The 25,694-nt window shown below is 69.6% G+C and carries 22 protein-coding genes; 10 read left to right on the forward strand and 12 right to left on the reverse strand.

What is annotated here, in order from left to right; translation table 11 throughout:
• Positions 1–28: 28 nt before the first annotated feature.
• The 3 genes from Pmi06nite_RS34975 to Pmi06nite_RS34985 all read right to left on the reverse strand — a co-directional run bounded on the left by Pmi06nite_RS34975 (position 29) and on the right by Pmi06nite_RS34985 (position 2,217).
• Complete coding sequence (locus tag Pmi06nite_RS34975; RefSeq protein WP_203957476.1) at positions 29–412, reverse strand: globin; 384 nt, start codon at positions 410–412, stop codon at positions 29–31.
• Positions 413–447: 35 nt separating this feature from the next.
• Positions 448–1,389: a mechanosensitive ion channel family protein gene (locus Pmi06nite_RS34980; protein ID WP_239114412.1), complete on the reverse strand. Its 942-nt coding sequence runs from the start codon at positions 1,387–1,389 to the stop codon at positions 448–450.
• Between the two features lie 567 nt (positions 1,390–1,956).
• The gene (locus Pmi06nite_RS34985) at positions 1,957–2,217 is read right to left on the reverse strand and encodes a hypothetical protein (RefSeq protein ID WP_203957478.1); all 261 of its coding nucleotides are present in this window, start codon (positions 2,215–2,217) and stop codon (positions 1,957–1,959) included.
• A gap of 339 nt (positions 2,218–2,556) precedes the next feature.
• Here Pmi06nite_RS34985 and Pmi06nite_RS34990 point away from each other — a divergent pair, with 339 nt between their 5' ends.
• The 4 genes from Pmi06nite_RS34990 (at position 2,557) to purU (ending at position 7,771) form a co-directional block, all read left to right on the forward strand.
• Positions 2,557–4,146 (forward strand): NsdA family TPR-like regulatory protein, encoded by a 1,590-nt coding sequence (locus Pmi06nite_RS34990; protein WP_203957479.1) that lies wholly within the window; start codon positions 2,557–2,559, stop codon positions 4,144–4,146.
• A 22-nt stretch (positions 4,147–4,168) separates the two neighbouring features.
• Complete coding sequence (locus Pmi06nite_RS34995) at positions 4,169–4,672, forward strand: GNAT family N-acetyltransferase (RefSeq protein WP_203957480.1); 504 nt, start codon at positions 4,169–4,171, stop codon at positions 4,670–4,672.
• Between the two features lie 151 nt (positions 4,673–4,823).
• On the forward strand, positions 4,824–6,830 hold the full coding sequence (locus Pmi06nite_RS35000; protein WP_239114413.1) for a tetratricopeptide repeat protein: 2,007 nt from the start codon (positions 4,824–4,826) through the stop codon (positions 6,828–6,830).
• Between the two features lie 92 nt (positions 6,831–6,922).
• Positions 6,923–7,771 carry a formyltetrahydrofolate deformylase gene (gene purU, locus Pmi06nite_RS35005; RefSeq protein WP_203957481.1) on the forward strand — a complete coding sequence of 283 codons (849 nt, stop codon included), beginning with the start codon at positions 6,923–6,925 and terminating at the stop codon, positions 7,769–7,771.
• On the opposite strand, the gene Pmi06nite_RS35010 is transcribed toward purU, so the two are convergent.
• Positions 7,755–9,827 carry a prolyl oligopeptidase family serine peptidase gene (locus tag Pmi06nite_RS35010; protein ID WP_203957482.1) on the reverse strand — a complete coding sequence of 691 codons (2,073 nt, stop codon included), beginning with the start codon at positions 9,825–9,827 and terminating at the stop codon, positions 7,755–7,757. The two genes, purU and Pmi06nite_RS35010, sit on opposite strands and share 17 nt — an antisense overlap.
• 376 nt (positions 9,828–10,203) lie before the next feature.
• On the opposite strand from Pmi06nite_RS35010, the gene Pmi06nite_RS35015 reads away from it, so the two are divergent.
• Genes Pmi06nite_RS35015 through Pmi06nite_RS35025 form a run of 3 tightly spaced genes read left to right on the forward strand, consistent with a single transcriptional unit; the run spans position 10,204 to position 11,775 of the window.
• Entirely contained in the window at positions 10,204–10,713 is a 510-nt protein-coding gene (locus Pmi06nite_RS35015) for an HNH endonuclease (RefSeq protein ID WP_203957483.1), read from the forward strand.
• Between the two features lie 10 nt (positions 10,714–10,723).
• Positions 10,724–11,539 (forward strand): GNAT family N-acetyltransferase, encoded by an 816-nt coding sequence (locus Pmi06nite_RS35020; protein ID WP_203957484.1) that lies wholly within the window; start codon positions 10,724–10,726, stop codon positions 11,537–11,539.
• Positions 11,540–11,565: 26 nt separating this feature from the next.
• Positions 11,566–11,775 (forward strand): FmdB family zinc ribbon protein, encoded by a 210-nt coding sequence (locus Pmi06nite_RS35025; RefSeq protein WP_203957485.1) that lies wholly within the window; start codon positions 11,566–11,568, stop codon positions 11,773–11,775.
• Positions 11,776–11,818: 43 nt separating this feature from the next.
• On the opposite strand, the gene Pmi06nite_RS35030 is transcribed toward Pmi06nite_RS35025, so the two are convergent.
• The 3 genes from Pmi06nite_RS35030 to Pmi06nite_RS35040 all read right to left on the reverse strand — a co-directional run bounded on the left by Pmi06nite_RS35030 (position 11,819) and on the right by Pmi06nite_RS35040 (position 14,908).
• Positions 11,819–12,301, reverse strand: coding sequence for a helix-turn-helix transcriptional regulator (locus tag Pmi06nite_RS35030; protein WP_203957486.1), 483 nt, complete (start codon positions 12,299–12,301; stop codon positions 11,819–11,821).
• A 55-nt stretch (positions 12,302–12,356) separates the two neighbouring features.
• A complete protein-coding gene (ilvD, locus tag Pmi06nite_RS35035) occupies positions 12,357–14,195 on the reverse strand; it encodes a dihydroxy-acid dehydratase (protein ID WP_203957487.1) in 1,839 nt (612 codons plus the stop codon).
• Between the two features lie 74 nt (positions 14,196–14,269).
• On the reverse strand, positions 14,270–14,908 hold the full coding sequence (locus tag Pmi06nite_RS35040) for a nuclease-related domain-containing protein (protein WP_239114414.1): 639 nt from the start codon (positions 14,906–14,908) through the stop codon (positions 14,270–14,272).
• 323 nt (positions 14,909–15,231) lie between these two features.
• Between Pmi06nite_RS35040 and Pmi06nite_RS35045 the strand changes: the two genes are divergently transcribed.
• Positions 15,232–16,659 carry an amidase gene (locus tag Pmi06nite_RS35045; RefSeq protein ID WP_203957489.1) on the forward strand — a complete coding sequence of 476 codons (1,428 nt, stop codon included), beginning with the start codon at positions 15,232–15,234 and terminating at the stop codon, positions 16,657–16,659.
• Between the two features lie 66 nt (positions 16,660–16,725).
• Here the strand turns inward: Pmi06nite_RS35045 and Pmi06nite_RS35050 are convergent, their stop codons facing one another.
• The 4 genes from Pmi06nite_RS35050 to pepN all read right to left on the reverse strand — a co-directional run bounded on the left by Pmi06nite_RS35050 (position 16,726) and on the right by pepN (position 22,848).
• Positions 16,726–17,694 (reverse strand): hypothetical protein, encoded by a 969-nt coding sequence (locus tag Pmi06nite_RS35050; RefSeq protein WP_203957490.1) that lies wholly within the window; start codon positions 17,692–17,694, stop codon positions 16,726–16,728.
• A gap of 11 nt (positions 17,695–17,705) precedes the next feature.
• Complete coding sequence (locus Pmi06nite_RS35055; RefSeq protein ID WP_203957491.1) at positions 17,706–19,562, reverse strand: DUF2207 family protein; 1,857 nt, start codon at positions 19,560–19,562, stop codon at positions 17,706–17,708.
• Positions 19,563–19,564: 2 nt separating this feature from the next.
• Positions 19,565–20,116: a LemA family protein gene (locus tag Pmi06nite_RS35060; protein ID WP_203957492.1), complete on the reverse strand. Its 552-nt coding sequence runs from the start codon at positions 20,114–20,116 to the stop codon at positions 19,565–19,567.
• A gap of 164 nt (positions 20,117–20,280) precedes the next feature.
• A complete protein-coding gene (gene pepN / locus Pmi06nite_RS35065; RefSeq protein WP_203957493.1) occupies positions 20,281–22,848 on the reverse strand; it encodes an aminopeptidase N in 2,568 nt (855 codons plus the stop codon).
• Between the two features lie 158 nt (positions 22,849–23,006).
• Here pepN and Pmi06nite_RS35070 point away from each other — a divergent pair, with 158 nt between their 5' ends.
• The gene (locus tag Pmi06nite_RS35070) at positions 23,007–23,654 is read left to right on the forward strand and encodes a DsbA family oxidoreductase (protein WP_203957494.1); all 648 of its coding nucleotides are present in this window, start codon (positions 23,007–23,009) and stop codon (positions 23,652–23,654) included.
• A gap of 126 nt (positions 23,655–23,780) precedes the next feature.
• Positions 23,781–25,187 carry an aldehyde dehydrogenase family protein gene (locus Pmi06nite_RS35075; RefSeq protein WP_203957495.1) on the forward strand — a complete coding sequence of 469 codons (1,407 nt, stop codon included), beginning with the start codon at positions 23,781–23,783 and terminating at the stop codon, positions 25,185–25,187.
• 10 nt (positions 25,188–25,197) lie between these two features.
• On the opposite strand, the gene def is transcribed toward Pmi06nite_RS35075, so the two are convergent.
• A complete protein-coding gene (def, locus tag Pmi06nite_RS35080; protein WP_203957496.1) occupies positions 25,198–25,686 on the reverse strand; it encodes a peptide deformylase in 489 nt (162 codons plus the stop codon).
• Positions 25,687–25,694 lie beyond the last annotated feature (8 nt).

A 25,694-nucleotide genomic window follows, 5' to 3' on the forward strand; every position in this document is an offset into this window, starting at 1 on the left:
GTCAATCGCTGCCCGTCGTTTCCCTGACTTATGCGTTGATCATGCTGTGGGCGGCGTAGACGAGGTAGTCCCACAACCGCTTCTCCTGCTCCGGCGGCAGGTCCAGCGACTGCACGGCGTCGCCCATGTGCTTGAGCCACGCGTCCCGCTGGGGCTCGCCGATCACGAACGGCGAGTGCCGCATGCGCAGCCGGGGGTGGCCGCGCTGCTGGCTGTAGTCATTGGGGCCGCCCCAGTACTGGACGAGGAACATGCGCAGGCGCTCCTCGGCTCCGTCGAGGTCGTCCTCAGGGTAGAGGGGCCGCAGCAGGGGATCTTCGACCACGCCCTCATAGAACCTGTGGACCAGTCGCTGGAAGGTCTCCTCGCCACCGACGGCCTCGAAGAAGGAGTCGGTCTGCTCGCTTGTCACGGTTCAAGCCTAGGTCAGGTGGAGGCCCGGTCGGTTCACGTGGCGGGGCTGGCGAACGCCAGGCCTCTGTCGTCGAAGGCCCGCTTGATGCGCAGGCGGAGCTCGCGCGCCACCTCGAGACGCGTGGCGGGCACGGTCTTGACGCTTAACCGGAAGATGATGGTCGTCCCCGAGATCTGCTCGAGCCCGTAGACCTGCGGCTCTTCGACGATCATGGTGTCACGGAGGTCGGGGTCGGCCCAGACCTCCGCGGCGATGCCCTTGAGTAACTCGCGGACCGCCGAGACATCAGCCTCGTATGGAACCGGGATGTCGATGAGTGCCCGCGACCAGCCCTGGGACTCGTTGCCCACCCGCGTGATCGTGCCGTTGCGGATGTACCAGACCGTGCCGTCCGCGTCACGGAGGCGGGTGATCCGCAGCGTCACCGCCTCGACCGTGCCGGTGGCCACCCCGGTGTCGATCACGTCGCCCACGCCGTACTGGTCCTCCAGCAACATGAACATGCCGGCGATGAAGTCCTTGACCAGTTCCTGGGCGCCGAAGCCGACGGCGACGCCGATGATGCCGACGCTGGTCAGCAGGGGCGCGAGCTCCACCCCGAGCCGCGCCATGATCATCAGGGCGGCGGTGCCGAGGATGACCACCGAGGCGAGGCTCCGCAACACCGAGCCCATCGTCTCGGCCCGCTGCCTGCGCCGCTCGGTGAGGATCGCCGACGTGGCGTCGGTGACGAGGAGGGTCTTGTTCCTGAGCCGCTCGGGCAGCACGCCTTCGCTCGCCCGGAGGGTGACCCGGGTGATCAGCCGGTGCGACACGCTCCGCACGATGAGCGCGACGACGAGGATCAGCCCCAGCGCCAGCAACACGTCCGTGGCGCCCGCCAGGAGAGGCACCCAGGAGGGGAGCACCTTGTCGGGGAACGACGCGTTGAGGATCGAGCAGATGAGACCGTCACTCTTCGCGCAATTGTCCATGAGCGTCTTCATTGCGGTATCGGGATTGGGGGCAATCCCCGAGCCCACAGGTGCGGGCGTCAACGAGAACAACGTGGACGACAGCGGGAACAATAGGTGGATCCCCCTCGGATCGGTTCGGCGACAGCAGCAGGCAGGGAAAACCTAACCCATGCCGCCGACCGAACCGGCCACCGTCACATCGCCGGGGAAGACGGAAGCGTCCATCGATCCGGGGCCGCGGAGGGCGGACCGGGAACGCTCCAGTGACGTGAGGCAGGGCTGGGACACGCACCCGGAAGCATGTCCCTGGCCGTTCTCCGAGGGGGGGATCCCCCCGATAGCCCTCCAGTCCGACCTCGTCGGTCGTGCCGGACGGCAGTCCAATGTGTACGGCCGCTCATGCGCGCCGCCCTTCGGGTCCGGGCGGCGCCTGCCGTACATGTGTCCGAGCGGGTGACGCGGAACCGGCGGGGTGCCGCAACGTTCCGATGGGAACGTTCCGCACCGGGCATCCCGCCGGCCCCACGTAGCCGCGGTGGGGGCGGCGGCCGGCGTGGCTGAGCGTCATCCGGTCCACCGCCTCGCCTACTCGCTCACCGCGGCGAGCACGCGGGCGACCTTGGTGGCCGCGCCGGCGGGGTCGTCGGCCTGATGCATCCGCTCCCCCCATGACCACCAGTAGTCGGCGGCCTGGCAGACGACGTTCTCGGTGAGGCTGGTCGCGTTCGGGTTGATGACGCGCACGTAGGCGCGCCCCGAGGGTGCGCGCACGACACGCGCGCTCAGCCCCCGGGCATCTAGCTCAGAGACCAGTCGCTCCAGTCGTCGCACATCGTCCTCGCCCACCTCGCCGCCTCCTCCTTGATTTCGGCTTCGACCCGAATTGCACGGTTTGCAATCCTGCATCTTCGGCCTGGTGCGCCCACCATGACTCACCGAACTGAATGGGTCAACGAGTGCAAGAGGGCCCTGTGGTGGAGGAAACCCCAAGTGGGTTGAAAGAAACCCCCCGTCGGAGGACGATCCTTAGTCAGCATGTTCAGTCCTGGGGCTTGGCCAGATAACGCTTGGGCCATCATTATTAGGTAGGCGGAGCGCGACATCCGTGTCACACTCCGTTAACAGATGAGGACCGGTCGGGACACGTGAGCGGCGAGCGCGGCCGGTCACGAGAGAGGGGCCGGAATGTCCGGCAGGCAGCACAGGGAGACGGAGATCGCCCGTCAGGTCCGGGCTCGCGGCCTGGCGGCCGGGCGTGACCTGGCTCTGATCGCCGACGAGATCCACGAGGTGTGCGGACCGCAGTTCGGCACCACGAAGATCAAGTCGCATCGTCTCTCGAACGGCATCGCCCTCGCCGATGTGATCGAACAGGTGCGAGCCCTGTTCGAGAGGGACGGCAAGCCCGTTCCCGGCATCGGTGAGACTCTTCTGTCCGCGTACGAGTCGGGCATGAAGAGGCCTGGCCCCGAGTATCTTCACTACCTGTGTTCGGTCTACCGGGTCGAGCCGGCCGCCTTGGGATTCGAAGGTCCCTGCATCTGCGGCCATGCCCACCTGGCGCCCGGCGGTCCCGGTGGTGGGGACTCGAAAGAAGAACGACCCGACACTTCCCCCGGGCTGCGTCAGCTGCTGGTCTCTTCGGACAGCGGTTGCCCTCCCACCGACGGGGGCGAGGAGGACGAGAACGTGCTACGCAGGACGCTGTTGAAGCTTCTCGCCGGCAGTGCTGGTGTCACTGCCGGCGTCGGCATGGACAGCCAGTTGCTCGGCGCGGTGGACAACGTCCGGCGGAAGATGGACGACACCATGGTGTCGGCCACCGTTTCCCCGGCGATGCTCGACCAGTGGGAGCAGTCCACCACCGGCTTCGGTCGGCAATATATGAACACCCCGCCCCTACGGCTCCTCTGCGACGTCCTGCTGGAGTTCTCCACGGTCCGCAAGGCCATGGAGCGCCGCCAGCCCGTCGACGTGCAGGAACGACTGTGCCGGATGGCCGCCCAGCTCTCCGGGCTGTGCGGGATGATCATGATCGACCTCGGCGACCACCGCCTGGCCCGCTCGTTCTTCCGTACCGGGCGCACCGCTGCCGACGAGACCGGCGACCGCGCGCTCCGCGCCTGGGTCACCGCTCGTGAGGCGCTGGTGCCGCTCTACTACGGCGACCCGCGCGAGGCGCTGTCGCTGGCGAAGAAGAGCCGCGACATGGCGGGGCACACTCCCTGTGCGGCCAGGACGATGGCACCCGTCGTCGAGGCCAGGGCCCTGGCGATGCTGGCGGGCTCCAACGGGTCCCGGCAGGACGTGGTGGAGCAGGCCAAGCGGGCGCTGCACCGGGCCAGACAGGCTTTCTCCCAGATGAGCGCGGACGACCAGGAGGACGCGGCCTTCGGGTACACCGAGCGCCAGCTCTACTTCTACCAGGGCGACGTCCTGGTGAAGCTGGGCCAGACGCTGGAGGCCGACGTGGTCCTGGAACAGGCGCTGGGAAAGTATTCGGGCGAGGATCTTCTCGACCAGACGCTCATCCGGTTCGACCGCGCGATGTGCCGCTTCATCGAGGGCGACATCGAGGAGGCGCTGCACATGGCCAGTCAGGCCGTCGAGGCCTTCGCTCCCGACGACATCCCCCAACTGGCCATGCGACCGGCCGCTGATCTGATCAAGGCCATCCAGGCCAAGCACGGCGACCTGCCGCAACTGCGGGCCTTCCGTGACAGTCTCATGCCGGGGGAGTCCAACCCGTCGGCACCCGGCGTCGACGTCCTGTAACGGGACCTGTGAAGGGCACGACATGGTGGCGGTCCTGAAGATCCGGCAGTACCGCTGGTCCGATCTCGACGCGGTCTGGACGCTGCATCAGATCGGCCTGGCCCAGGTGGGTCTCCTGCCGGGGGACGGCGTCTACTACGACGACGACTTCCCGAGGATCAGTGAGGTCTACCTGGCCGATCGCGGCGACTTCCTCATCGGCGAGGTGGCCGGCTCAGGAATCGTCGCGATGGGGGGCCTGCGCCGGGTCGACGACCAGACGGCGGAGATGTGCAGGCTTCGGGTGCATCCGGAGTACCAGCGCCGGGGCTTCGGCGCCCAGATCATGGAGGCGCTGGAGCAGCGGGCCGGTCAACTCGGCTACACACTGCTGCGCGGTGACACCACTCTGCAACAGGTCGCAGCTCTGGAGCTCTACCGCAAGTCGGGCTGGCGTGAGCTCCGCAGGGAGGCCCGAGGCGACACCGTGGTGCTTTATGGCGAAAAGCGACTCAATGCCGAGGTTTCGCGACTTTTCACCCGATAGAGAATGCCTTTGAGGCCTTGGCGGATCGCTGATTTGTACTAATACTTGTGCCTTATCCGTTAAACGGGGAAAGAGGCATAATGAAGAAGATCATTGTCCGCAAGCCCGGCACGATGAAGCTCACAGGAACATCGAGCGTCATCCACAAGGGGTGAAGGAGAACCTTCGCCACATCTGGGTTCGGGGGAACCTCTCCCGCGATCGCGTGGCGGCGCTCCGCTCTCTGGAGTTGCCCGCCCTCCTGACGCCCGTGATCAACGGGCATCGACGGCTGCGCGGTCCGTACTCGGTCGGCAGCGTCATTTTGCGCGAGCTCGTACCGGTCGCATTGGAGCGTTCCCCTGACCTGGTGGCACGACACGACATCGAGATCCGCGCCGCCGCACCTGATCTGCGGCACCTGGTGCCCCTACGGCGGGAGCCCATCGAGGCCCGCCTGCCGGAGAACGAGCGGATCCTCGTGCCGGCCCCGCGCCGGACGTTGCGCATCGCCAATGGACTCGCCGAGTTCATCCGCGACTGCCTGCCCGGCCCGCGCTCACTGGTCGTGGACAACCTGCATCAGGCTGATCCCACCGACCGCGAGTTGCTGACCGTGCTGGCGCGCCGGGTGGGTCGGCTCACCCTCGCGGTGGGCTCCCCGGAGCGACCGTTCAGCGGGTCAGGCGAACCGGTCGTCGTCGACGCCGTAGCCCAGGAGGGCGACACCGGCGGCTCACCCGAGGACTACGTGAGGTCCGACGGCACCTCCGACGACTCCCCGGCCTATCAGGCGTATCTCGCCCTCTCCCCGGACGAGCGGGCGAACCTGCATGATCGGCGGGCCGTCGAGCTGACCGGCGAGTTCGCGCTGGGTGCCGTGCCGTACCACCTGGAGCACGGCAGTGACCCCGAGGCCGCGGTGCGGGCCTTGTGGGAGGCCGTGGACCACTGCATCACCGAGGGGTTCCTGGACGCCGTCGCCGAACTGGGCCCGCGCGGCCTGCGCCTCGCCGAGAGCGGCTCCGATCTCTGGTGGCGGTTCACGCAGCGCACGGCGACCGCGCTGGGCGGACTGGGCCGCCGTGACCGGGCCCTGGACCTCTACGAGCAGGCACGGCGCGAGAGCATGGATCCGGTCGTCCACGCGGCCTCCGCGTACGGCACGGCCATGCTGGACGCCCGCCATCCGGACCCGGAGAAGCGGGATCTGGGCCGGGCCACCGGCTGGATCAACGAGGCTGTGGCGATCTCCACACTGCTGCCCGACCGGAGTGAACGGGCCTTCAAGCTCGGGTTCGACCAGAACGGCCGTGCGCTGATCGAGCTCCGGCAGGGCCGGGTCGCGTCCGCTCTCCACCTCGTGGAGTCGGCGATCGACCTCGCTGAGCGCGACCTGCCCGAGGGCGTGCACCCGGTGCATCGCATGGTTCTGTTCGCCAACCGCGCCCAGTTGCTCGCGCGGACCGGCCGGGCCAAGGACGCGCTGCGTGATCTCGACCGGGCCATCGCCATCGATCCCTGTTTCCCCGACCACTACCTCGACCGGGGCAACCTGCTGCTGGAGCTCGGTCGCCCGGACGACGCGCTGGCCGACTACGAGACCGCGATGCGGGTGAGCCCGCCCCTGCCCGAGGCGTACTACAACCGGGCCGAGCTGCGCCTGGCGGCCGGCGATCTGGAGTCGGCCAGGGCCGACCTCGATCACGTGCTGGAGCTGGATCCGGGCTACCTCAACGCATATGTGAACCGCGCCGGGATCCTGGAGATGCTGGGCGAGCACGACGCGGCTCGCGAGGACGTGGCGGCGGGACTGGCCCTCGACCCCGGGAACGCCCACCTGCACGGCGTCCTCGGCCAGCTGGAGACGGCGGCGGGCCGGTTCGCGGACGCCGGGAAGGCGTTCGACGCGGCGGTGGAGGCCGATCCCGGCCTGGCGTCGGCCTGGGCCAACCGGGCCATTCTGCGTTACGAGAGCGGGGACGCCGCCGGCGCCGTCGACGATCTCACCCGGGCGATCGAGCTGGGGGACGACCCCGCGCTCTACTTCAACCGGGCCACCGCCCTGGACGCCCTGGGACGTGCGGAGGAGGCCGGGCTCGACCTGCGCCGGGCCTGCGATCTCGCGCCTGACGACCCCGACATCCGGGAGGCGCTCGAACGGCACGTGGCCGGCTGATCGGGTGTCGGGCCAAGGTCGCTCCCGGCCGTCCCAGGCCGTACCCCTAGGCTGGGTCGAGTCGTAACGCACCCCTCGCCGAGGACCAACGTATGAGTGCTGAGTATGTGCTGACCCTGTCCTGCCCGGACCGTCCCGGAGTGGTCGCCGCCGTCTCCGGGATCCTGGCGGGGCATGACTGCAATATCACCGAGAGCCAGCAGTTCGGCGACCCGATCGCGCAGCGCTTCTTCATGCGCGTGCAGTTCGTCAGCGGGCTGGGGCTCGACGAGCTCCGTACGGCTTTCGCCGTGCTCATTCCGGAGTTCAGCATGGAGCTCCAGCTGTTCGACCGGGCGGTGAAGACGCGGGCGCTCGTGCTGGTCAGCAAGTTCGACCACTGTCTCAACGATCTTCTTTACCGGGTGCGCTCCGGCCTGCTGGCCGTCGACATCGTCGGCGTGGCCTCCAACCACCCCGACCTGCGGCCGCTGACCCAGTCGTACGGCGTCGACTACCACCACCTCCCGGTCACGCCCGACACCCGGGCGAAGCAGGAGGCCGAGATCCTCACCCTGGTCGACCACTACCAGGCCGACGTGGTCGTGCTCGCCCGCTACATGCAGGTGCTGTCCGACGACGTGTGCGCGAAGCTCGCCGGGCGGATGATCAACATCCACCACTCGTTCCTGCCGTCGTTCAAGGGCGCCAAGCCGTACCACCAGGCGCATTCGCGCGGAGTCAAGCTGATCGGCGCGACCGCGCACTATGTGACCACGGACCTCGACGAGGGGCCGATCATCGAGCAGGAGGTCGCCCGGGTGAACCACACGCATTCCCCGGACGACCTGGTCGCGATGGGCCGTGACGTCGAGAGCCGGGCCCTGGCCCGGGCCGTCGGCTGGCACGCGGAGCACCGCGTGCTGCTCGACGGCCACAAGACGGTCATCTTCCCGCGCTGACCTCCAGGCCCGTGTGACGGGCCAGGAAGGCGAGTTGGTCGGCCGCGAGCTCCACGGACTTGCTCACGGCACGGGCGCCGTGGCCGACCTCGGTCTCGTTGCGCAGGAGGATCGGGCGGTCCCCGGCCTGGGCGTGCTGGAGGGCCGCCGCCATCTTCCAGGCGTGCAGCGGATGCACCCGCGTGTCCGAGCCGAAGACGGTGAACAACGTGGCCGGGTAGGACACGCCCTCGCGGATGCGGTGGAGGGGCGAATAGCCCCACAACCAGCCGAACTCCTCGGGGACGTCGGCCGAGCCGTACTCGACGTTCCAGGTCGCGCCGAGGCCGAACTTCTCGTAGCGGATCATGTCGAGCAGCGGGGCGGAGCACACCACCGCCGCGTACAGGTCGGGCCGTTGGGTCAGGGCCGCGCCCACGAGGAGGCCTCCGTTGGAGCCGCCGGAGATCGCGAGCCGGTCGGACGCGGTCACGCCCGTCTCGATCAGATGCTCGGCCGCCGCGTGGAGATCGTCGAAGACGTTCTGCTTGTTGCCGAGCATGCCCGCGCGATGCCAGCGCTCGCCCTCCTCGCCGCCGCCGCGAAGCTGCGCGATGGCGTAGACGCCACCGGCCTCGACCCAGGCCAGCGTCGAGGCGGAGAATCCGGGGGTCATCGAGATGCCGAAGCCGCCGTAGCCGTACAGGATGGTGGGCCGGGGCCCCGAGCCCTCGCGGGAGACGACGAGCATGTGGACCTCGGTGCCGTCCTTGGAGCGGTAGACCACCTGCTCCGTGCGCACCTGCGGCACCTCGACCGCGCCGGGGGGAGCCTCCCAGAGGGTGGTCTCGCCGGTCAGCACGTCGAACCGGTAGACGGCCGTGGGGGTGACGTTGTCCGTGTAGCTGAACCAGGCCTCGTGGCCGCCTTCCGGGCGCTCGACGATTCCGCCGATGGAGCCGAGCCCGGGCACCGGGACCTTCCCGACCCGGTCGCCGCTCTCCAGGGCGTGGATCGAGATCTCGGAGATCGCGTGCCTGGTCCAGCCGACGAGCATGACGGGTTCGGCGGCCTCGTCGAGGATGGCGAAGTCGGACAGCACGGCCTCGTCGTCCTCGGGGATCAGATCCCGCCAGTGCTCGGGTGTGGGCGTCTCCGGTGAGGTGACGCAGACCCTGCCGCGCGGGGCGTCGAGGTCGGTGAACACGTAGAGCCTGCCGTCCCTGCCGAACAGCAGCCCGGTCTGGGCGTCCACATCCTGCTGGACGGTGACCAGTTCCGGGGCCTCGGCCGGCGAGGCCTCCAGGTCGGCCACCCACAGGTCGTTGCGCGGAGCCGTGCCGCGTGACGCGGAGACCGACAGCCACCGGCCGTCACGCGAGACCGAGACACCGTAGTAGTTGGTCTTCTCCAGGCCGTCACCGAAGATCATCACGTCGTCGTCGGGCGACTGCCCGACCTTGTGGAGGTAGACGCGGCGGTGGAACTGCTCCTCGCCCTCGGGAACGGCGGAGGGGGCCAGCTTGCGGACGTAGTAGAACGCCTCGCCGCCGGGCAGCCAGGCGATGGGGGAGTAGCGGCACCGGTCGATCGGGCCCTCGATGATCGTCCCGTCGGCGACGTCGATCACATAGAGCATCGACTCCTCGTCGCCGCCCACCGAGATCTGGTACGCCAGCCGGTTGCCCTCCTTGTCCGGCTGGTAGGCGTCCAGCGTGGTGAGGCTGCCGGGGTCGAGGGCGGTGGGGTCGAGCAGCACCCGCTCGCCCCCGGCGTCGCCGACGTAGAGGACCGGATGCTCCTGATCGGGAGTCCGGCGGGTGAAGAAGCGGCGGTCACCGCGCCACACGGGCGTCCCGATCGAACCCGACTTCAGCAACGCGGCGACGCGGTCGCGCAGATGGTCGCGGCCGGGGAGGTCGGTGCTCCTGAACAGCGCGTCCTGCGCGTCCAGCCACTCCTTGGTCGCCGGGTCGTCCGGTTCCTCCAGCCACCGGTACGGATCCGGGACCGGAGTCCCGTGCAGGTCGTCGACGATCTCGTCACGGTGCGCGAGCGGGTAGGGCTGTCGGGTCATGTTCGCACTTTAAAGCAGTTGGCGGCTGGGAGCGTACACACGTCCTCACTCGGCCAAGACGGGAGTAAAGGGACGTCAGTCTGGGCATAACGGGCATCAGGCGTCCCAATCGTCGACTCCCGGCCAGGTTATGGGGTGGCGGAGTGGCCGCTCTTAAGGCCACACTTTGGTGAAGGGCGGGCCGTGGTGACCATCCGCTGGACCGTCCGGCGGAGGTCCTTGTGACGGATGCATCCGGGTCCCAACCGACGGGCCCACAACCAGGGCGCACAGCCGTGCCGGTGACTGGAGTCCCCGGCTATCCGGTGCCGACGTGTGTGACGGTCACTCCAGGCTGTTCCACGCCGACTTCTGAGATAGCTGTGGAGGCCGGCTGATGCGCCAAGTCCTACTTCTCAATGCCACCTACGAGCCGCTCACCACGCTTGCCCTGCACCGGGCCGTCATCCTGGTGCTGAGGGAGAAAGCGGAGGTCGTGCATCGTGACGGGCGGGGCGCGGTGCTCCGCTCGGCCACCCGCACGCTCGACGTGCCCTCGGTGATCCGGCTACGCCGATATGTTCGAATCCCCTACCGGTCCAGGATTCCGCTCACGCGCGCCGCGCTGATGCGCCGTGACGATTTCCGCTGCGCCTACTGCGGGCAGCGGGCCGAGACCATCGACCACGTCATTCCACGTTCCAAGGGAGGCCCTCACACCTGGGAGAACTGCGTCGCTTCCTGCATGCCGTGCAATCACAGCAAGGCCGACAGACTGCTGGAGGACCTGGGGTGGACGCTACGCGTCGCCCCGGTGGTGCCACACGGCGTCCACTGGCGGCTCATCGGCGCGCAGTTCGATGGAGACCCCCAGTGGGCGCCCTACCTGTCGGAGTCCGCGGCATGACGATGGCCGGATGAACTGGACGTTCACCGCCGACGCAGAGGAATACGCGGCGGCGGCGGAGCCATGGCTGCTCCGCGACCCGGTGCGCAACACGGTCCCGCTTACCGTGCTGCGCGGGTTGCGGAGCGGCCAGTTCGCGGAGGACCCGCTGATGGGCTGGCTGGCCGACGACGACTCCGTCGCCGGCGCGGTGAGCCACACCCCGCCCTACCCCCTGCTTCTCGGCTGTGTCCCGCCGGAGAGCCTGCCGTCGCTGGCGGCCGGTCTGATCGAGCTCGACCGGGCGATTCCCGGCGTGAGCGGGCCGCTCGCCCTGGTGGAGGCCTTCGCCCGGGAATGGTGGCGGCCAGAGGTGGGACGCCGTTCCGAGCGCCTCTACCGGCTCGGCTCTCTCGCACCCTGCACCGTCCCCGGCAAGCCCCGTACGGCTGTCGCGTCCGACCTCCCGGAGGCCACGCGGTGGTTCGTCGCCTTCCAGAACGAGGCCGAGGTGGATGTCGAGGCTGACCCCACGCCGGTGGTCTCGGCCCGGATCAACCGGGAGGAGCTGATCTGGTGGGAGGACGGCGACCGGCCGGTCGCGCTCGCCGCGGTGTCTTCGCCCATCGCGGGGATGTCCCGGGTCGGGCCCGTCTATACCCCGCCTGAGCTGCGACGACGGGGGTACGGCTCGGCGGTGACGCATGCGGTCACGCACAAGGCCCTCGACGACGGCGCCGCCGAGGTCCTGCTGTTCACCGACCTGGACAACCCCACCTCGAACTCGATCTACCAGAGCCTCGGCTACCGTCCGGTCGAGGACTACGCCTCGATCCGTTTCGGCTAGAAGCGGGCGAGCCGTACCCTGAGGGCATGCCGCGTTACGACTACCGCTGCCGCGCCTGCGGATCGACGTTCGAGCTCAACCGGCCCATGGCCGAGTCCAACGCCCCGGCGGCCTGCCCGTCGGGACACGACGACACCGTGAAGCTGCTGTCCACGGTCGCGGTCACGGGCAAGGCCGCCGCCGCGCCTCGCCCCGCGTCCGGCGGAGGTTGTTGCGGCGGCGGTTGTTGCGGCTAGCCCCGCGTTCGGCGGCGGTTGCTGCGGTCAGCCCTTCGCGGGCTCAGGCCGCGGCGCGGCGCTGGAAGGGCAGGTAGCGCTCGGCCAGATGCGGCCGGGCGGGCACGTCGGTCGGTTCGACCGAGACGATCCGGTCGAACCGGAAGGCCCGGATTCCCCGGCGCATCCGGCACCAGCCCACCAGATACCAGTGATCGCGGTGGACCAGGCAGGTCACCGGCTCGACGTCGCGGACGGTGAGCCGGCCGCCGGCATCGAGGTACTGCAGGCGGATCACCAGCCGTGCGCTGATCGCGTTCGCCACGGACCTGGCGCGCCGGGCGACGTCGGGGGGCAGCGGCGTGGTGAGGGTCGACAGGGTGGTGGCGATGACGTCGTCGTCCAGGTCGAGGTGCTCGAACGCGTGACGGAGCCCGCGACGGGCGGTCACGGATTGCGGCCCTGCCCCCAGATGAGCGAGGGACAGGGCCAGAGCGGCGAGTTCAGCGGTCGTCAGCGGTGCCGGGTGCCTTGTGACGTTGGCCATACCTTGACGATAACTGGCACCACCGACATTTTTCCGAACGAATTATCGCAATCCGCTACCGAGACAGCTGCGTAAGGTCGCGGGACGCCCCGGTGGAGGCCGAGGTCGTCATCGCCGCGTACGCCTGCAGGGCCACGGAGACCGGACGGTGCCGGTCGCGCGGGCGGAAGCCGCCGAGGTCGGCGATCAGCCGCTCCCGCCGGCCGGCGAGCTCGTCGTCGGCCACCTTCAGCTCGATGGAACGGCCCGGGATGTCGATCTCGACGGTGTCGCCGTCCTCCACCAGGGCGATCAGGCCGCCCTCGGCCGCCTCGGGTGAGGCGTGGCCGATGGACAGGCCGGACGTCCCGCCGGAGAACCGGCCGTCCGTGACCAGGGCACATGCCTTGCCGAGGCCCTTGCCCTTGAGGAAGCTCGTCGGGTAGAGCATCTCCTGCATGCCGGGGCCGCCCTTGGGACCCTCGTAGCGGATGACGACCACGTCACCGGCCTTGACCTTGCCGCCGAGGATGCCGTCGACCGCGTCCTCCTGGGACTCGAACACGACCGCGGGGCCGGAGAACCGCCAGATCGACTCGTCGACCCCGGCCGTCTTCACGATGCAGCCGTCGGGGGCGATGTTGCCGTACAGCACGGCAAGTCCGCCGTCACGGGTGTAGGCGTGCTCCGAGTCGCGGATGCAGCCGTCGGCCCGGTCGAGGTCGAGCGAGTCCCAGCGGGCGCTCTGCGAGTAGGCCTTCACGGTCCGGACGTTTCCCGGAGCCGCGTGCCACAACTCCATCGCCTCGTCGGTGACCGTCGGGGACTTGGGGTCCCACTGCGAGAGGTGGTCGCCGAGAGAGGCGGAGTGGATGCTGTGGACACCGCGCTGCAGGAGCCCCGCCCGGTCGAGCTCGCCCAGGATCGCGGGGATGCCGCCCGCGCGGTGCACGTCCTCGACGTGGTACTTCGCGGTGGCCGGCGCGACCTTGCACAGGCACGGCACGCGCAGTGAGACCTCGTTGATCTCCTTGAGCCCGAAGTCGACCCCCGCCTCCCTGGCGGCCGCGAGCAGGTGGAGGATCGTGTTGGTCGATCCGCCCATCGCGACGTCGAGGGCCATGGCGTTCTCGAAGGCGTCGCGGGTGGCGATGTTCTTCGGCAGGACCGACTCGTCGTCCTGCTCGTAGTAGCGCTTGGTGATCTCGACCACCGTGCGGCCGGCCTCTTCGAAGAGCGCCTTGCGGGCGGTGTGGGTGGCGAGGACGGTCCCGTTTCCCGGCAGGGCCAGTCCGATCGCCTCGGTGAGGCAGTTCATCGAGTTGGCGGTGAACATCCCGCTGCAGGACCCGCAGGTCGGGCAGGCGTTCTCCTCCATCTCCAGGAGGTCGGCGTCGGAGACGCTGTCGTCGGCCGCGGCGATCATCGGGTCGATCAGGTCGAGTTTGCGGCCCGGTGTCTTGCCGGCCTCCATGGGGCCGCCGGAGACGAAGACCGTCGGGATGTTCAGCCGGAAGGCGGCGAGCAGCATGCCGGGCGTGATCTTGTCGCAGTTGGAGATGCAGATCAGCGCGTCCGCGCAGTGCGCGTTGACCATGTACTCGACGGCGTCCGCGATCAGCTCGCGGGACGGCAGCGAGTAGAGCATGCCGCCGTGGCCCATCGCGATGCCGTCGTCGACCGCGATCGTGTTGAACTCGCGGGGGATCGCGCCAGCCTCACGGACCGCCGCGGCCACCACGTCGCCCACCTCGCGCAGGTGAACGTGGCCGGGGACGAACTGGGTGAAACTGTTGGCCACCGCGATGATCGGTTTACCGAAGTCGGCGCCCGCTACACCCGTCGCCCGGAGCAGCGCCCGGGCACCGGCCATGTTCCTGCCGTGTGTGACCGTACGAGACCTGAGGGCGGGCATGGCCTGACTCCCATCAGAAGACTATGAGTCTTCAAATGGTACGGCGCTCGCCCGACTGCTGAGACCCCGGTCCACTACTCGGGATATCGCGGAGGAAGGACCCGGTCGGCGGCCCGGTAGATCGACTCGACCTCCGCGGTCGTGAGGGACCGTTCCCGCTTGGTGATCCACTTGCGGACCATGCTGCCGGAGAAGACGTCCACCTCGCGGATGTTGAGGATCCGCCACGGTATCGCCGGGCCGTAGATCGCGAGCGAGGGGACGACCGTGACCTCACGGCCGAGGGCCTTGCTGATCAGGTCGCTGGCCTGCGAGGCCTCCCACCGGGCCTCGTCGAGCCTGGGCTTGCGGTTGAACGGCCCGTGGAAGAGCTTGCGATGCGACTGCACCCGGACCGGAAGCCGCCGGTCCCATTTCTCGGAGTCCACCGCGTACACGCCGGTGGGGCCGACGACCAGGTGGTCGATCTGGGCCTCGCTCCCGGGGATCGCGCGCGCGTGCAGGGTCCGGTAGCCGCTCCGCTCCAACTTCTTGAGCTGGCCCTCCGTGCGCCGCTCCGCCGCGGAGGCACGTCTCCACGCGGGGATCGAGGAGACGGTCCGCGCCCGATAGACCGTGTCGGCCACGGCCGCGATGATCGCGAAGGTGACTCCGATCCGCCAACTCGCCAGCAGAACGCCCGTGACGACACCGACGCCCAGCGCGATCAGCACACGTAGGCGCAGATGGCGGTAACGGGGATGCTGGAGCAGGCTCTTGACGGACGCACGCTCGACAGGCGCATAGGTAGACGCTGGAGCGTCAGGTGCTGTCGGGGCTCGCTCCGACGTGTGGTCACTGACCCAGATGGGTGACGTATCGTGACCGTCTTCTGGCGCTAGACCGGTATCCACATCACTCACGGTAGTTGAGGTGTCGGCAGGTGCCTAGTGTTGGATGGTTCATACTTTTGTGGCCTGCTTGAGCTGATTCGCCGTCGTCCAAGCCGGGTATCTTCTCTAGATATCTTGGCCTCTTCGGCCTACCGTTCAGTAGCGTGGCGCACATTCATGATCTTACCGCCCTAGAGCAGGCGGCGGCCGTACGAACGCGGGAACTGTCCCCGGTGGAGATCACCGAGCACTACCTGGAACGTGCCGGACGGCTCGACCACGCCGTGGGCGCATTCGTCACCCTCACCGCCGATCGGGCACTCGACCAGGCGCGTGAACAGGAGGCACGGATCGCGGGCGAGGAGGCCGGCGACCTGCCGCCCCTGCTCGGGGTCCCGGTGCCCATCAAGGACCTCAACTTCGTGAAGGACGTGCCGATCCACTTCGGCTCGGCGACCTACGACGGGTTCGTCGCGCCGGTGGACGACAGCGTGGTCGAGCGTCTCAGGGACGCGGGCACGATCATGCTGGGCAAGACCAGCACGCCGGAGTTCGGGCTGCCGTGCTACACCGAGACCTACGTGAGCGAGCCGGCGCGCACGCCCTGGGACCTGTCCAGATCCGCGGGCGGGTCGAGCGGGGGAGCGGCGGCCGCTGTCGCGGCCGGGCTCGCCCCCGCGGCCCAGGGCAGCGACGGCGCGGGCTCGATCCGGATCCCCGCGTCGCTCTGCGGCCTGTACGGCATCAAGCCGACGAGGGGCCGGATCTCGTACGCGCCGATCGTCCCCGACCTCGCGGGGCTGTCGACCAACGGGCCGATCACCAGGAACGTCGCGGACGCCGCGGCCCTGCTCGACGTGATGGCGCACAACAACCCCGGAGACCTCTACTGGGCGCCGCCGCCGGCGCTGGGGTCGTTCTCGGCCTATGTGGGCAGGGAGCCCGGCCGGCTGCGGATCGCCCGCTACGCCACTCCCGCCGTTCCCGGCGCGCAGGTCGACCCCGACGTGCTCGCGGCCTACGAGAGCGCGTCGGCCGTACTCGAGTCGCTCGGTCACGACGTCGAGGAGATCGCGCCGCCGTTCGGAGCGGACATGGTCCCGGAGTTCGAGAAGTTGTGGTTCAGCTTCGCCTGCATGCACCCGGTCTCCAAGGAGATGGAACCGAAGCTGCGCCCGCTCACCGCGTGGCTGCGCGAGCGCGGTCAGGCCGTCCCCGCGCCCGCCTTCCTCCAGGCGCAGTCGGCGCTGCAACTGGCCACCAGGTTCGCGTCGCTGGTCACCGATCAGTACGACGCCGTGCTGACTCCCACGGTCACCCGGCTGCCCGTGCCGGTGGGCTGGTTCGAGGACGTCGACTCCCCGGAGGAGACCTTCGAGCGGATGAAGGGCTTCGCCCCCTTCGCCGCGATGTACAACGTCAGCGGCCAGCCGGCCGTCAACCTCCCGCTCTACTGGACGCCGGACGGACTGCCCGTCGGCGTCATGCTCGGGGGTCGTTTCGGCGACGAGGGCACGCTCATCTCGCTGTCCGCCCAGGTCGAGGCGTCCGTGGGCGGCTTCTGGGGTGCCCGGCGGCCGCCGGTCTGGTGAGACGACCGGTCCGGTGAGACGACCGGTCCGGTGCGACGTCGGGCCTGGTGAGACGAAAGGCCGCCGTCACTCGAGCAGGCTCACGAGGTGGGCCGACACGTCGGCCAGCAGGCTGCCCGGGACCACGGGGGAGGCGGCGACGGCCGACATGAGGCTGGGCAGCCCAGGCAGCGGGAAGCCGTCGTCGCTCGTCGCCTGATGCCCGACGGGATTCTTGTCCAGGGCCGTACGGCTGCGCCCCCACGCGTCGAGGACCTCCTCGGCCGAGGGGACGCCGAAACCGTGGCCGACGGGCGCGGCGTGCCGGAGCCGTACGAGCGGGCTCTGCGCGAAGGCGAGCGCCACCCGGCAGCGGAGCGTCAGGTCGTCGAGGTCGGAGACCCAGGACAGGGCGGTGCACGGGTTCCTGCACCGGGCCGCGCAGGTGGCGAGGGCGCCCGCGACCTGGCTGTGCTGCCGGTCGAGATACGCACGCCAGCCGGTTCCCGGCTCGGCCGCGACGCGTAGCGTCCGCTCGGCCGCCGACTGCTCGGCCCTGGTGTGCTGGCACATCCGGTCGCCGATCGTCCCGAACCGGCTTCCCGGTCCGCTCAACGCCTCCGGCCAGCGGGCGGGGTCGCCCGCGTGACCGAGCGCGGGCTCGATGGCCAGCAGCGGCAGGTACTCGCTGGCGATGTGGACGGCCGCGATCATGGCGCTGAGCTCGCGGCGGGCCCAGCGGATCTCGATCACCTCGAGGAGCAGCGCGTACGCCGGGCGCATCGACCCCAGCGCCCCGCGCGGCTGCTCCCTCGGCGTCTGGGGCAGGTGACAGTCGCTCGCGCGCCGGCGCAGATCGGCCGGGACGGCCCGCACGTCGACGTCGGCGGCGAAGTCCTCGGCGTCGAGGGTCAGCAGCAGCCGGCCGAACTCGCAGACCGAGGTCACCATGGCCGCCGTTTCGCGGTCCTTCAGCACCGCCGGGGCGAGGGCCCCGACGTCGCCGAAGGAGTACCGCCGTGCCAGGGCGATCAGCAGGTCCCGCGCCGAGTCCACCGGCGGCCCCTTCAGGACGGGCCGAGCCGGGTGACCGCCGCGCGGGCCAGGGCGATCAGCGGGTCGGGCGGCGGCGGGCCGTCGGGCGTCGACACGTTGATGGCGAAGGTGCCCTCGTCCGTCGTGGCCGACACGACGCCGGGGTAGAGCATCGCCTGCCTGCCCACGCCCTGGACCGGCTTGCCCTCGGCACGGGTCAGCATGTGCCCGAGGACCATCAGGTAGCGGGAGCGCTTGCCGGCCGCGGCGTGCACGTCGACCGTCCATCCCGAGCCCGTCGTGTAGCGGCACGAGTTGACGTGGAACCAGGCGGGGGCGAGCGGCGTGCCGCTGTACGGCCCGGCTGCGCCGACGTCGATGCCCAGCGCGTTCTTGAGGTCGGCGGGCGTCACGAGATCGGCCGGGCGCACGTCGCCTTCGCCAGCGGGCGCGTCGGGCCGGGCCGACCGTTCGAAGATCTTGACCTGGCCGAGGTGTTCGGGCGCGTTGACCTTGTGCTCACCGGTGTCGTTGTAGGCGGTGTCGCGGGGGCGGGCGCGTTCGAGGACCTCGATCTTCCTGATCCAGCCCATCCTCTTGCCGGCGACGGCTCTCACGAGGTCCCCCTCGTTGAGGGGTCCGTACAGCTCGGAGGGGAGGCCGTAGGCGAGGACCTCCCGGGAACGGCCCTCGTCGACGGCGCAGAAGTACTCAGGGTTCGAGGGGCTGTCGCCGCTCGACTCCCCGAACTTCCGCAGCCGGACGATCTGCCCCTGGATGATGGTGTTCCCGGAGTAGTCGATGATCGTGTAGATGATCGGGAGCGCGGCGATGGCCCCGCCGACCAGCACCGGCGTGGGCGTGAGGAGCGCGTCCGGCCAGTACCCGAAACTCGTCGCGACGAGCAGGAGGATGAACACCCAGACCCCGATCATCATCCCCGCGAGCAGACCGTGGCCGATCATCGTCAGTGGTTTGCGGCCCCAGAACCTGCGCGAGCGATAGCGCACGTGGACGGGGTGCCACATGCCGCCGTAGTCGGACCAGGCCCGGCTGTCGTCGGCGGGAGTGGTGATCGGCAGGCTCGTCACGGCGCGGGGCGCGAGGCCGAGGGCCGCGGCGTAGGCGAGGTGCCGGCCCCAGATCGTGACAGACGCGGCGGGCTGCTCGCCGAAGCGCCCGGTGGCGGAGAGATGATCCCGCACGCCGAGCCATCGGCCCGCGATCTCGGCGCCGCGCTTGGTGCCACGCTCGCCGTTGAGCTTGCTCATCAGGCCGGCGAGCAGGAGGAAGCAGAAGAACCCCGCTGCGACGCCGGGACTGCCCTCCTCGTCGGAGGCGTTCGCCGCGGCGTGGGAGACCTCCGCCGTGATCCCGACCAGCACGGCGACGGCGACCGCCGTCGTGGTGAGGAGCGCGGCCTGCGCCCTGCTCCAGCGCGGACGGGACAGGCCCTGAGCGCGGGCCTCGACGATCACCTTCTTGCGGAAGCTCTTCCACCAGCGGGAGATGTCGCGTGAGCCCTCGGCGAGGGCGCCGGTCGCGACGACGCCGTCCACGGCGAGCGAGCGGACGTGTTCGTAGACGAGCCTCTCGTAGGCGTTGAGGTCGCCGGGGTCGCGGCGGAGCCGTACGAGGGAGAGTTCCGGGCCGATCTCCTCGATGGCGAGCGCGCCCTTCGCGGCGAGGTCGAGCACGGTGGCGGAGGCGGCCTCATTGGTCAGCCGCCAGTCTCCGGTGAGCAGGTCGACGATGGCGGGGGACTGCTCGCCCAGCGCTTCGGTGGCCGGCCCGGCCTTGACCTCCGGTGTCCGCGTCGCCGCGGCGAGCACGAGCAGAACCAGCAGCCACAGGCCGACGGCCAGGGCTGCGGCGATCCACATGATCATGGCTAGAACCGCACCTGGACCGAGCCGAGCTCCTCGCCGGGGACCTGGAAGTAGACCCTCTCGGAGAAGCCCGTCATGCCCGCGACGATGTTGGCGGGAACGGTCTGGATCGCGTTGTTGTAGGTCAGGACGGCGTCGTTGTAGTACTGCCGCGAGTAGGCGATCCGGTTCTCCGTGGTCGCCAGCTCCTCCTGAAGCTCCGCGAAGTTGTGGCTGGCCTTGAGGTCGGGGTAGGCCTCCGCGACCGCGAAAAGACTCTTGAGGGCGCCGGAGAGCGCGTTCTCGGCCACGGCCCGATCGGCGGGGCCCTGCGCGTTGATGGCCATCGAGCGGGCGGCGGTCACGGCCTCGATGGTCTGCCGCTCATGGGCGGCGTAGCCCTTCACGGTCTCGACAAGGTTGGGGATCAGGTCGTAGCGGCGCTTGAGCTGCACATCGATCTGCGCCCAGGCGTTGTCCACGGCGTTACGGGTGCGTACGAGGCGGTTGTAATGGGACACGATCACCACGGCCAGCACGGCCACGATGGCGACGACGACGATCAAGGGGATCATGGGGAGGCCTCCTGGAGGGACGGTAGACCGGGAAGTTCTGTGCTGTAAACGATCGCTATGTCATCGTGTGGAGCTTGCATCCGGCTTGCGTGAGGCTTTCACGCCGAAGGCCACGGTGCGAAACCGTGGCCTTCGGGGACTTCCTGGGTGAGTCGGGGGGTGCGCTACTCGGCGGCCGCGTCCCTCTCCCTGGCCTTCAGGGCCCTGCTGACTCCGTCCGCGCCCTCCAGCAGCAGCCGGCGCAACGCGTTGGGGGGCTGGGCGGCGGCGATGTGGTCCTGGGTCTTGGCCACCGTGTCCGCGCTGATCAGCAGTGCCGGGTAGCAGCCGACGACGAAGTTCTGCGCCGAGTCGAAGGTCCACTCCGCCCAGATGCGCTCGACCTCGTCCAGGAACCTGTCGCCGTACGGCTCGAGCAGCTCGACGTGGTTGGGGTCCATGAAGCCGAGGACCGTCGACCGGAGCAGCGCGCCGCTCAACCGGCCGCCGGTGATGGCGGCCCACGTCTCGGCCTTGCCCTCGGGCGTGGGGATCGCGGCCCGGCTGAGCGCGGCGGAGCGCTCGCCGGTGGCCGTGGCGTCCCGGGAGAGCTCGGCGTCGATGTCGGCCGCGCCGAGCACTCCGCCGGAGACCAGCGCGTGGGTCAGCGTCCAGCGCAGGTCGGTGTCGACGGCCAGCCCCTCGGGCACGCCGGTGCCGTCGAGGATGCCGCGGACGAAGGCCAGGTCGTCCGCCGACGTCGCGACCGCGGTGAAGGCGTTGACGTAGGCGAGCTGGTGGTCCGACCCCGGCTCCGCCGAGCCGATCAGGTTGCGCAGCGCGGTGGCCAGCTGGGCGAGGCCGGTGGCCCGCCACGCCGGGTCGCCGTACTGCTGGATCGCGAGGCGCGCCTGCCGGAGCACGGCCTGCACGACCGTGATGTCGCGCACGGAGTCGATGCCGGAGACCACGAGCGCGACATAGTCACGGGTGGCCATCTCGGCGTCACGGGTCATGTCCCAGGCCGCCGACCAGCACAGCGCGCGGGGCAGGGACTCCTGGAAGGCGGCGATGCCGCCGTTCACCAGCGTCGACAGCGACCGGGGGTCGAGCCGGACCTTGGCGTAGGTGAGGTCGTCGTCGTTGACGAGCACGAGGTCGGGCTGTGCCTCGCCGACCAGCTCGGTGACGGCCGTGCGGGCGCCGACGACGTCGAGCTCGACCCGGCGGGTGCGGGTCAGGACGCCGCCGTCCAGCGAGTAGAGGCCGATCGCGACCCGGTGCGAGCGGAGCGTCGGGTGCTCCTGCGGCGCCTCCTGGAGCACGTCGAAGGTCAGGAAGCGGCCCTCGTCGTCGGTGGTGAACGACGGGCGCAGCGTGTTGACCCAGGAGGTCTCCAGCCATTCCTTCGACCAGGACGACAGGTCGCGGCCCGACGTGCGCTCCAGAGCGGAGAGCAGGTCCTGCAGGGTGGTGTTGCCCCAGGCGTGCTCGTTGAAGTAGTCGCGGACGCCGGCGAGGAAGTTCTCCAGGCCCACGTAGGCGACCAGCTGCTTGAGGACGGAGGCGCCCTTGGCGTAGGTGATGCCGTCGAAGTTGACCTCGACGGCCTGCATGTCGGGGATGTCCGCCGCGATCGGGTGGGTGGAGGGCAGCTGGTCCTGCCGGTACGCCCACGACTTCTCGACGTTGGCGAACGTGGTCCACGCGCCCTGGCCCCAGCGCGTGGCCTCGGCCTGGCAGAGCACCGACATGTAGGTGGCGAACGACTCGTTCAGCCACAGGTCGTCCCACCAGCGCATGGTGACCAGGTCACCGAACCACATGTGCGCCATCTCGTGCAGGATCGTCTCCGCGCGGCGCTCCACGACGGCGTCGGTCACGCGCGAGCGGAAGACGTAGTCCTCGAGGAACGTCACGGCGCCGGCGTTCTCCATCGCGCCGGCGTTGAACTCCGGCACGAAGAGCTGGTCGTACTTCCCGAACGGGTAGCGCAGCCCGAAGACCCGGTGGAAGAAGTCGAAACCCTGCTTGGTGATCTCGAAGATGTTGTCCGCGTCGAGGTGCTGGGCGAGGGAGCGCCGCACGTAGACCCCGAGCGGGATGCCGTCGTGCTCGTCGCGCTCCACGGCGTACGGCCCCGCGATCAGGGCGGTGATGTAGGTCGACATCACCGGCGTGGGCGGGAAGTGCCACCGCCGCGCGGCCTGGAGGGTGCCGTGCCGTCCGTGGTGCTCGTCGAGCCCCGACACCGAGTCGGGGGCGGCGTTGGAGACGACCTCCCAGGCGGCCGGCGCGAGGACGGTCAGCTCGAAGGTGGCCTTGAGATCCGGCTGGTCGAAGCAGGCGTACATCCGGTGGGCGTCGGCCGTCTCGAACTGGCTGTGCAGGTAGACCTGCTGGTCGACCGGGTCGACGAAACGGTGGAGGCCCTCACCGGTGCGCATGTAGGACGCGTCGGCGTCGATGCGCAGCTCGTTGTGCTCGGCGAGGCCGGGCAGCGGGATCCGTCCCTTGTCGGCGTCGTAGGTCGCCGGGTCGAGGTCCGCGCCGTTCAGCACGACCTTGCGGACATGCGCTCCGTGCAGGTCGATGAAGGTGTCGGCCCCGGGCCGGCTGGAGGTGAAGTGGACGGTCGTGATGCTCTCGAACCGGTCCTCCCCCTCGGTGAGGTCGAGCTCGACCTCATACGACTGGACCGTCAGCAACCGGGCTCGCTCCCGAGCCTCTTCACGCGTCAGATTGCCTGCCACACCTGCTCCTTGTGAACCACATCGCCCCGATCCCCTACGCCCCGTCGCGAGAGGGTTGCCTGAATCCTGCCATGCCGCGCTGACAACCCGGGATTCAAGATGTCCCCTACCTGGAATATCAGGAAGCCGAAGCCCGGTTGACAGTACGGTTGACAGTAATGGAACGACATTCTGGTGGAGAGGGTGGCACAGTGTCCGATCGAACGCGCGCCGATTTCTGGTTCGACCCCTCGTGCCCCTGGGCGTGGATCACCTCACGGTGGATCCTCGAGGTGCAGAAGGTCCGCCCCGTCGAGGTGCACTGGCACATCATGAGCCTGGCCGTCCTCAACGAGGACGAGGACAAGGGCGTCTCCGCGGAGTACCGCGAGCGCTCCAAGAAGACCCTCGGCCCGGTCCGCGTGATCGCGGCGGCCGCGCGGAAGCACGGTGACCGGGTCCTCGGCGACCTCTACACCGAACTCGGCACCCGCTTCCACGACGAGGGCAGGACACGCGACCGCGAGACGATCGAGGAGGCGCTCGCCGCCGCCGGGCTCGAACGCGACCTCGCGGACGCCCTCGACAGCGACGAGTACGACGAGGCGATCCGCGCCTCCCACGGGGAGGGCATCGGGCTGGTCGGCCAGGAGGTCGGCACCCCGGTGATCGCCGTGGCGGGCGCCGCGTTCTTCGGGCCCGTGGTCTCGCCCATCCCGCGCGGCGAGGCGGCCGGCCGGCTGTGGGACGGCGTCCTGCTCGTCTCCGGCACCGACGGCTTCTTCGAGCTGAAGCGTTCCCGGACAAGAAAGCCCGTCTTCTCCTGACTGGCGGAAGTGGACCTTGTGGAGTAACACTTGGCTCGAGGGGTCCGCGCCTCCGGTGAGCGTCTTTTCCGGCATGCGTGGCCCGAACCGTCGCGATATGACAGCCGCCGCGCAAGGATGAGGTTCATGCGTCACCTTTACGTGAATGGAGCCTGGGTTCCTTCGGCCTCCGGCGAGGGCGTCGACGTCGTCAATCCGGCGACGGAAGAGGTCATCGAGACGGTCCCCGCCGGATGGCCGGGAGACGTCGACACAGCGGTGACCGCGGCCCGCGCGGCCTTCCCCTCCTGGTCCGGTACGGCTCCCGCCGAGCGCGCCAAGTTCCTGGTCGCCGCCGCGGGCCTGCTCGAGGAACGGGCCAAGGACGTCGCCGCGACGATCGCCGCGGACATGGGCTCGCCGCTCGGCTTCGCGTTGAAGGTGCAGACGCTGATGCCCGCCGGAGTGCTCGCCTCCTACGGCGACCTCGCCGAGAGTTACGACTTCGACGCAGGCAGGGTGGGGAACTCCCAGGTCGTCAGGGAGCCCGTGGGCGTGGTCGGCGCGATCACTCCGTGGAACTACCCGCTCCACCAGGTGATCTGCAAGGTCGCCCCGGCGCTCGCCGCCGGCTGCACCGTGGTGCTCAAGCCGAGTGAGGTGGCCCCCCTCGCCGCCTACGCGCTGGCCGACATCTTCCACGAGGTCGGCCTGCCGCCGGGCGTCTTCAACATGGTGAGCGGTCACGGGCCGGTGGTCGGCGAGGCGATCGCCTCCCATCCCGGCATCGACATGGTCTCGTTCACCGGTTCGACCCGCGCGGGCAGGCGCGTCGCCGCGCTCGCGGCCCAGACGGTCAAGAGGGTCGCCCTCGAACTCGGCGGCAAGTCGGCGAACGTGATCCTGCCCGACGCCGACATGGAGACCGCCGTCAAGGCGGGCGTCGCCAACGCCTTCATCAACTCCGGGCAGACGTGTTCCGCGTGGAGCCGCATGCTCGTCCACTGGGACCAGTACGACGACGCCGTCCGGCTCGCCGTGGACATCGCCCGCGGGTACACGACGGGTGATCCTCTGGCCGAGGGCACGCGCCTCGGGCCGGTCGTGTCCGCCGCCCAGCGCGACCGGGTGATCCGCTACATCAACCTGGGCCAGGAGGAGGGCGCCCGTCTCGTGCTCGGCGGCACGGACAACCCCCTCGACCGGGGCTACTTCGTCGAGCCGACGATCTTCGCCGGCGTCTCGCCCGGCATGTCGATCGAGCAGGAGGAGATCTTCGGGCCGGTCCTGACCGTGGTGCCGTTCGCCACGGAGGACGAGGCCGTCTCGATCGCCAACGGCACGCCGTACGGCCTGGCGGGCGCGGTGTGGGCGGGCACCGAGGAGAAGGCGATGTCGGTGGCGCGGCGGCTGCGGACGGGTCAGGTGCACGTCAACGGCGGCCGGTTCAACCCGCTGGCGCCCTTCGGCGGCTACAAGCAGTCAGGCGTCGGCAGGGAACTCGGGCAGTTCGGCCTGGAGGAGTACCTCGAGGTCAAGGCCCTCCACCTGTGACCGCGGGGGCCTAGGGAGCCTGCAGGAGGATCTTCCTGCGCTCGTCCTTGGCCAGCCTGTCGACGTAGAGCGTGCCCTCGAGGTGGTCGAACTCGTGCTGGAAACAGCGCGCCAGCATCCCGCGGGCCTTGACCTCGACCGGGCGTCCGAGTCTGTCGAGGCCGCGGATCGTCGCCCCCGCGGCCCGGCCGGTCGGCGCGTAGAGCGGCTTACCGGTCTGCTTGCCGGGGACCGACAGGCAGCCCTCCTCCTCGACGACCTCTTCGGGGTCGTCGATGGTCAGCTCCGGGTTGATCACGTGGCCCTTGCGGTTGCTGATGTCGTAGACGAACAACCGCCTGGCGACGCCGACCTGGGGGCCGGCCAGGCCCACGCCGTCGGCCGCGTACATCACCGAGAACATCTCGTCGATCAGGCGCCGCAGTTCGCGGTCGAAATCCGTCACCGGTTCCGCGGGCGTGCGCAGGACCGGGTCGCCGACGTAACGGATCTCGTGCATGACGCTCC

Source organism: Planotetraspora mira (genome assembly GCF_016863275.1).
Taxonomy (GTDB): Bacteria; Actinomycetota; Actinomycetes; order Streptosporangiales; family Streptosporangiaceae; genus Planotetraspora; species Planotetraspora mira.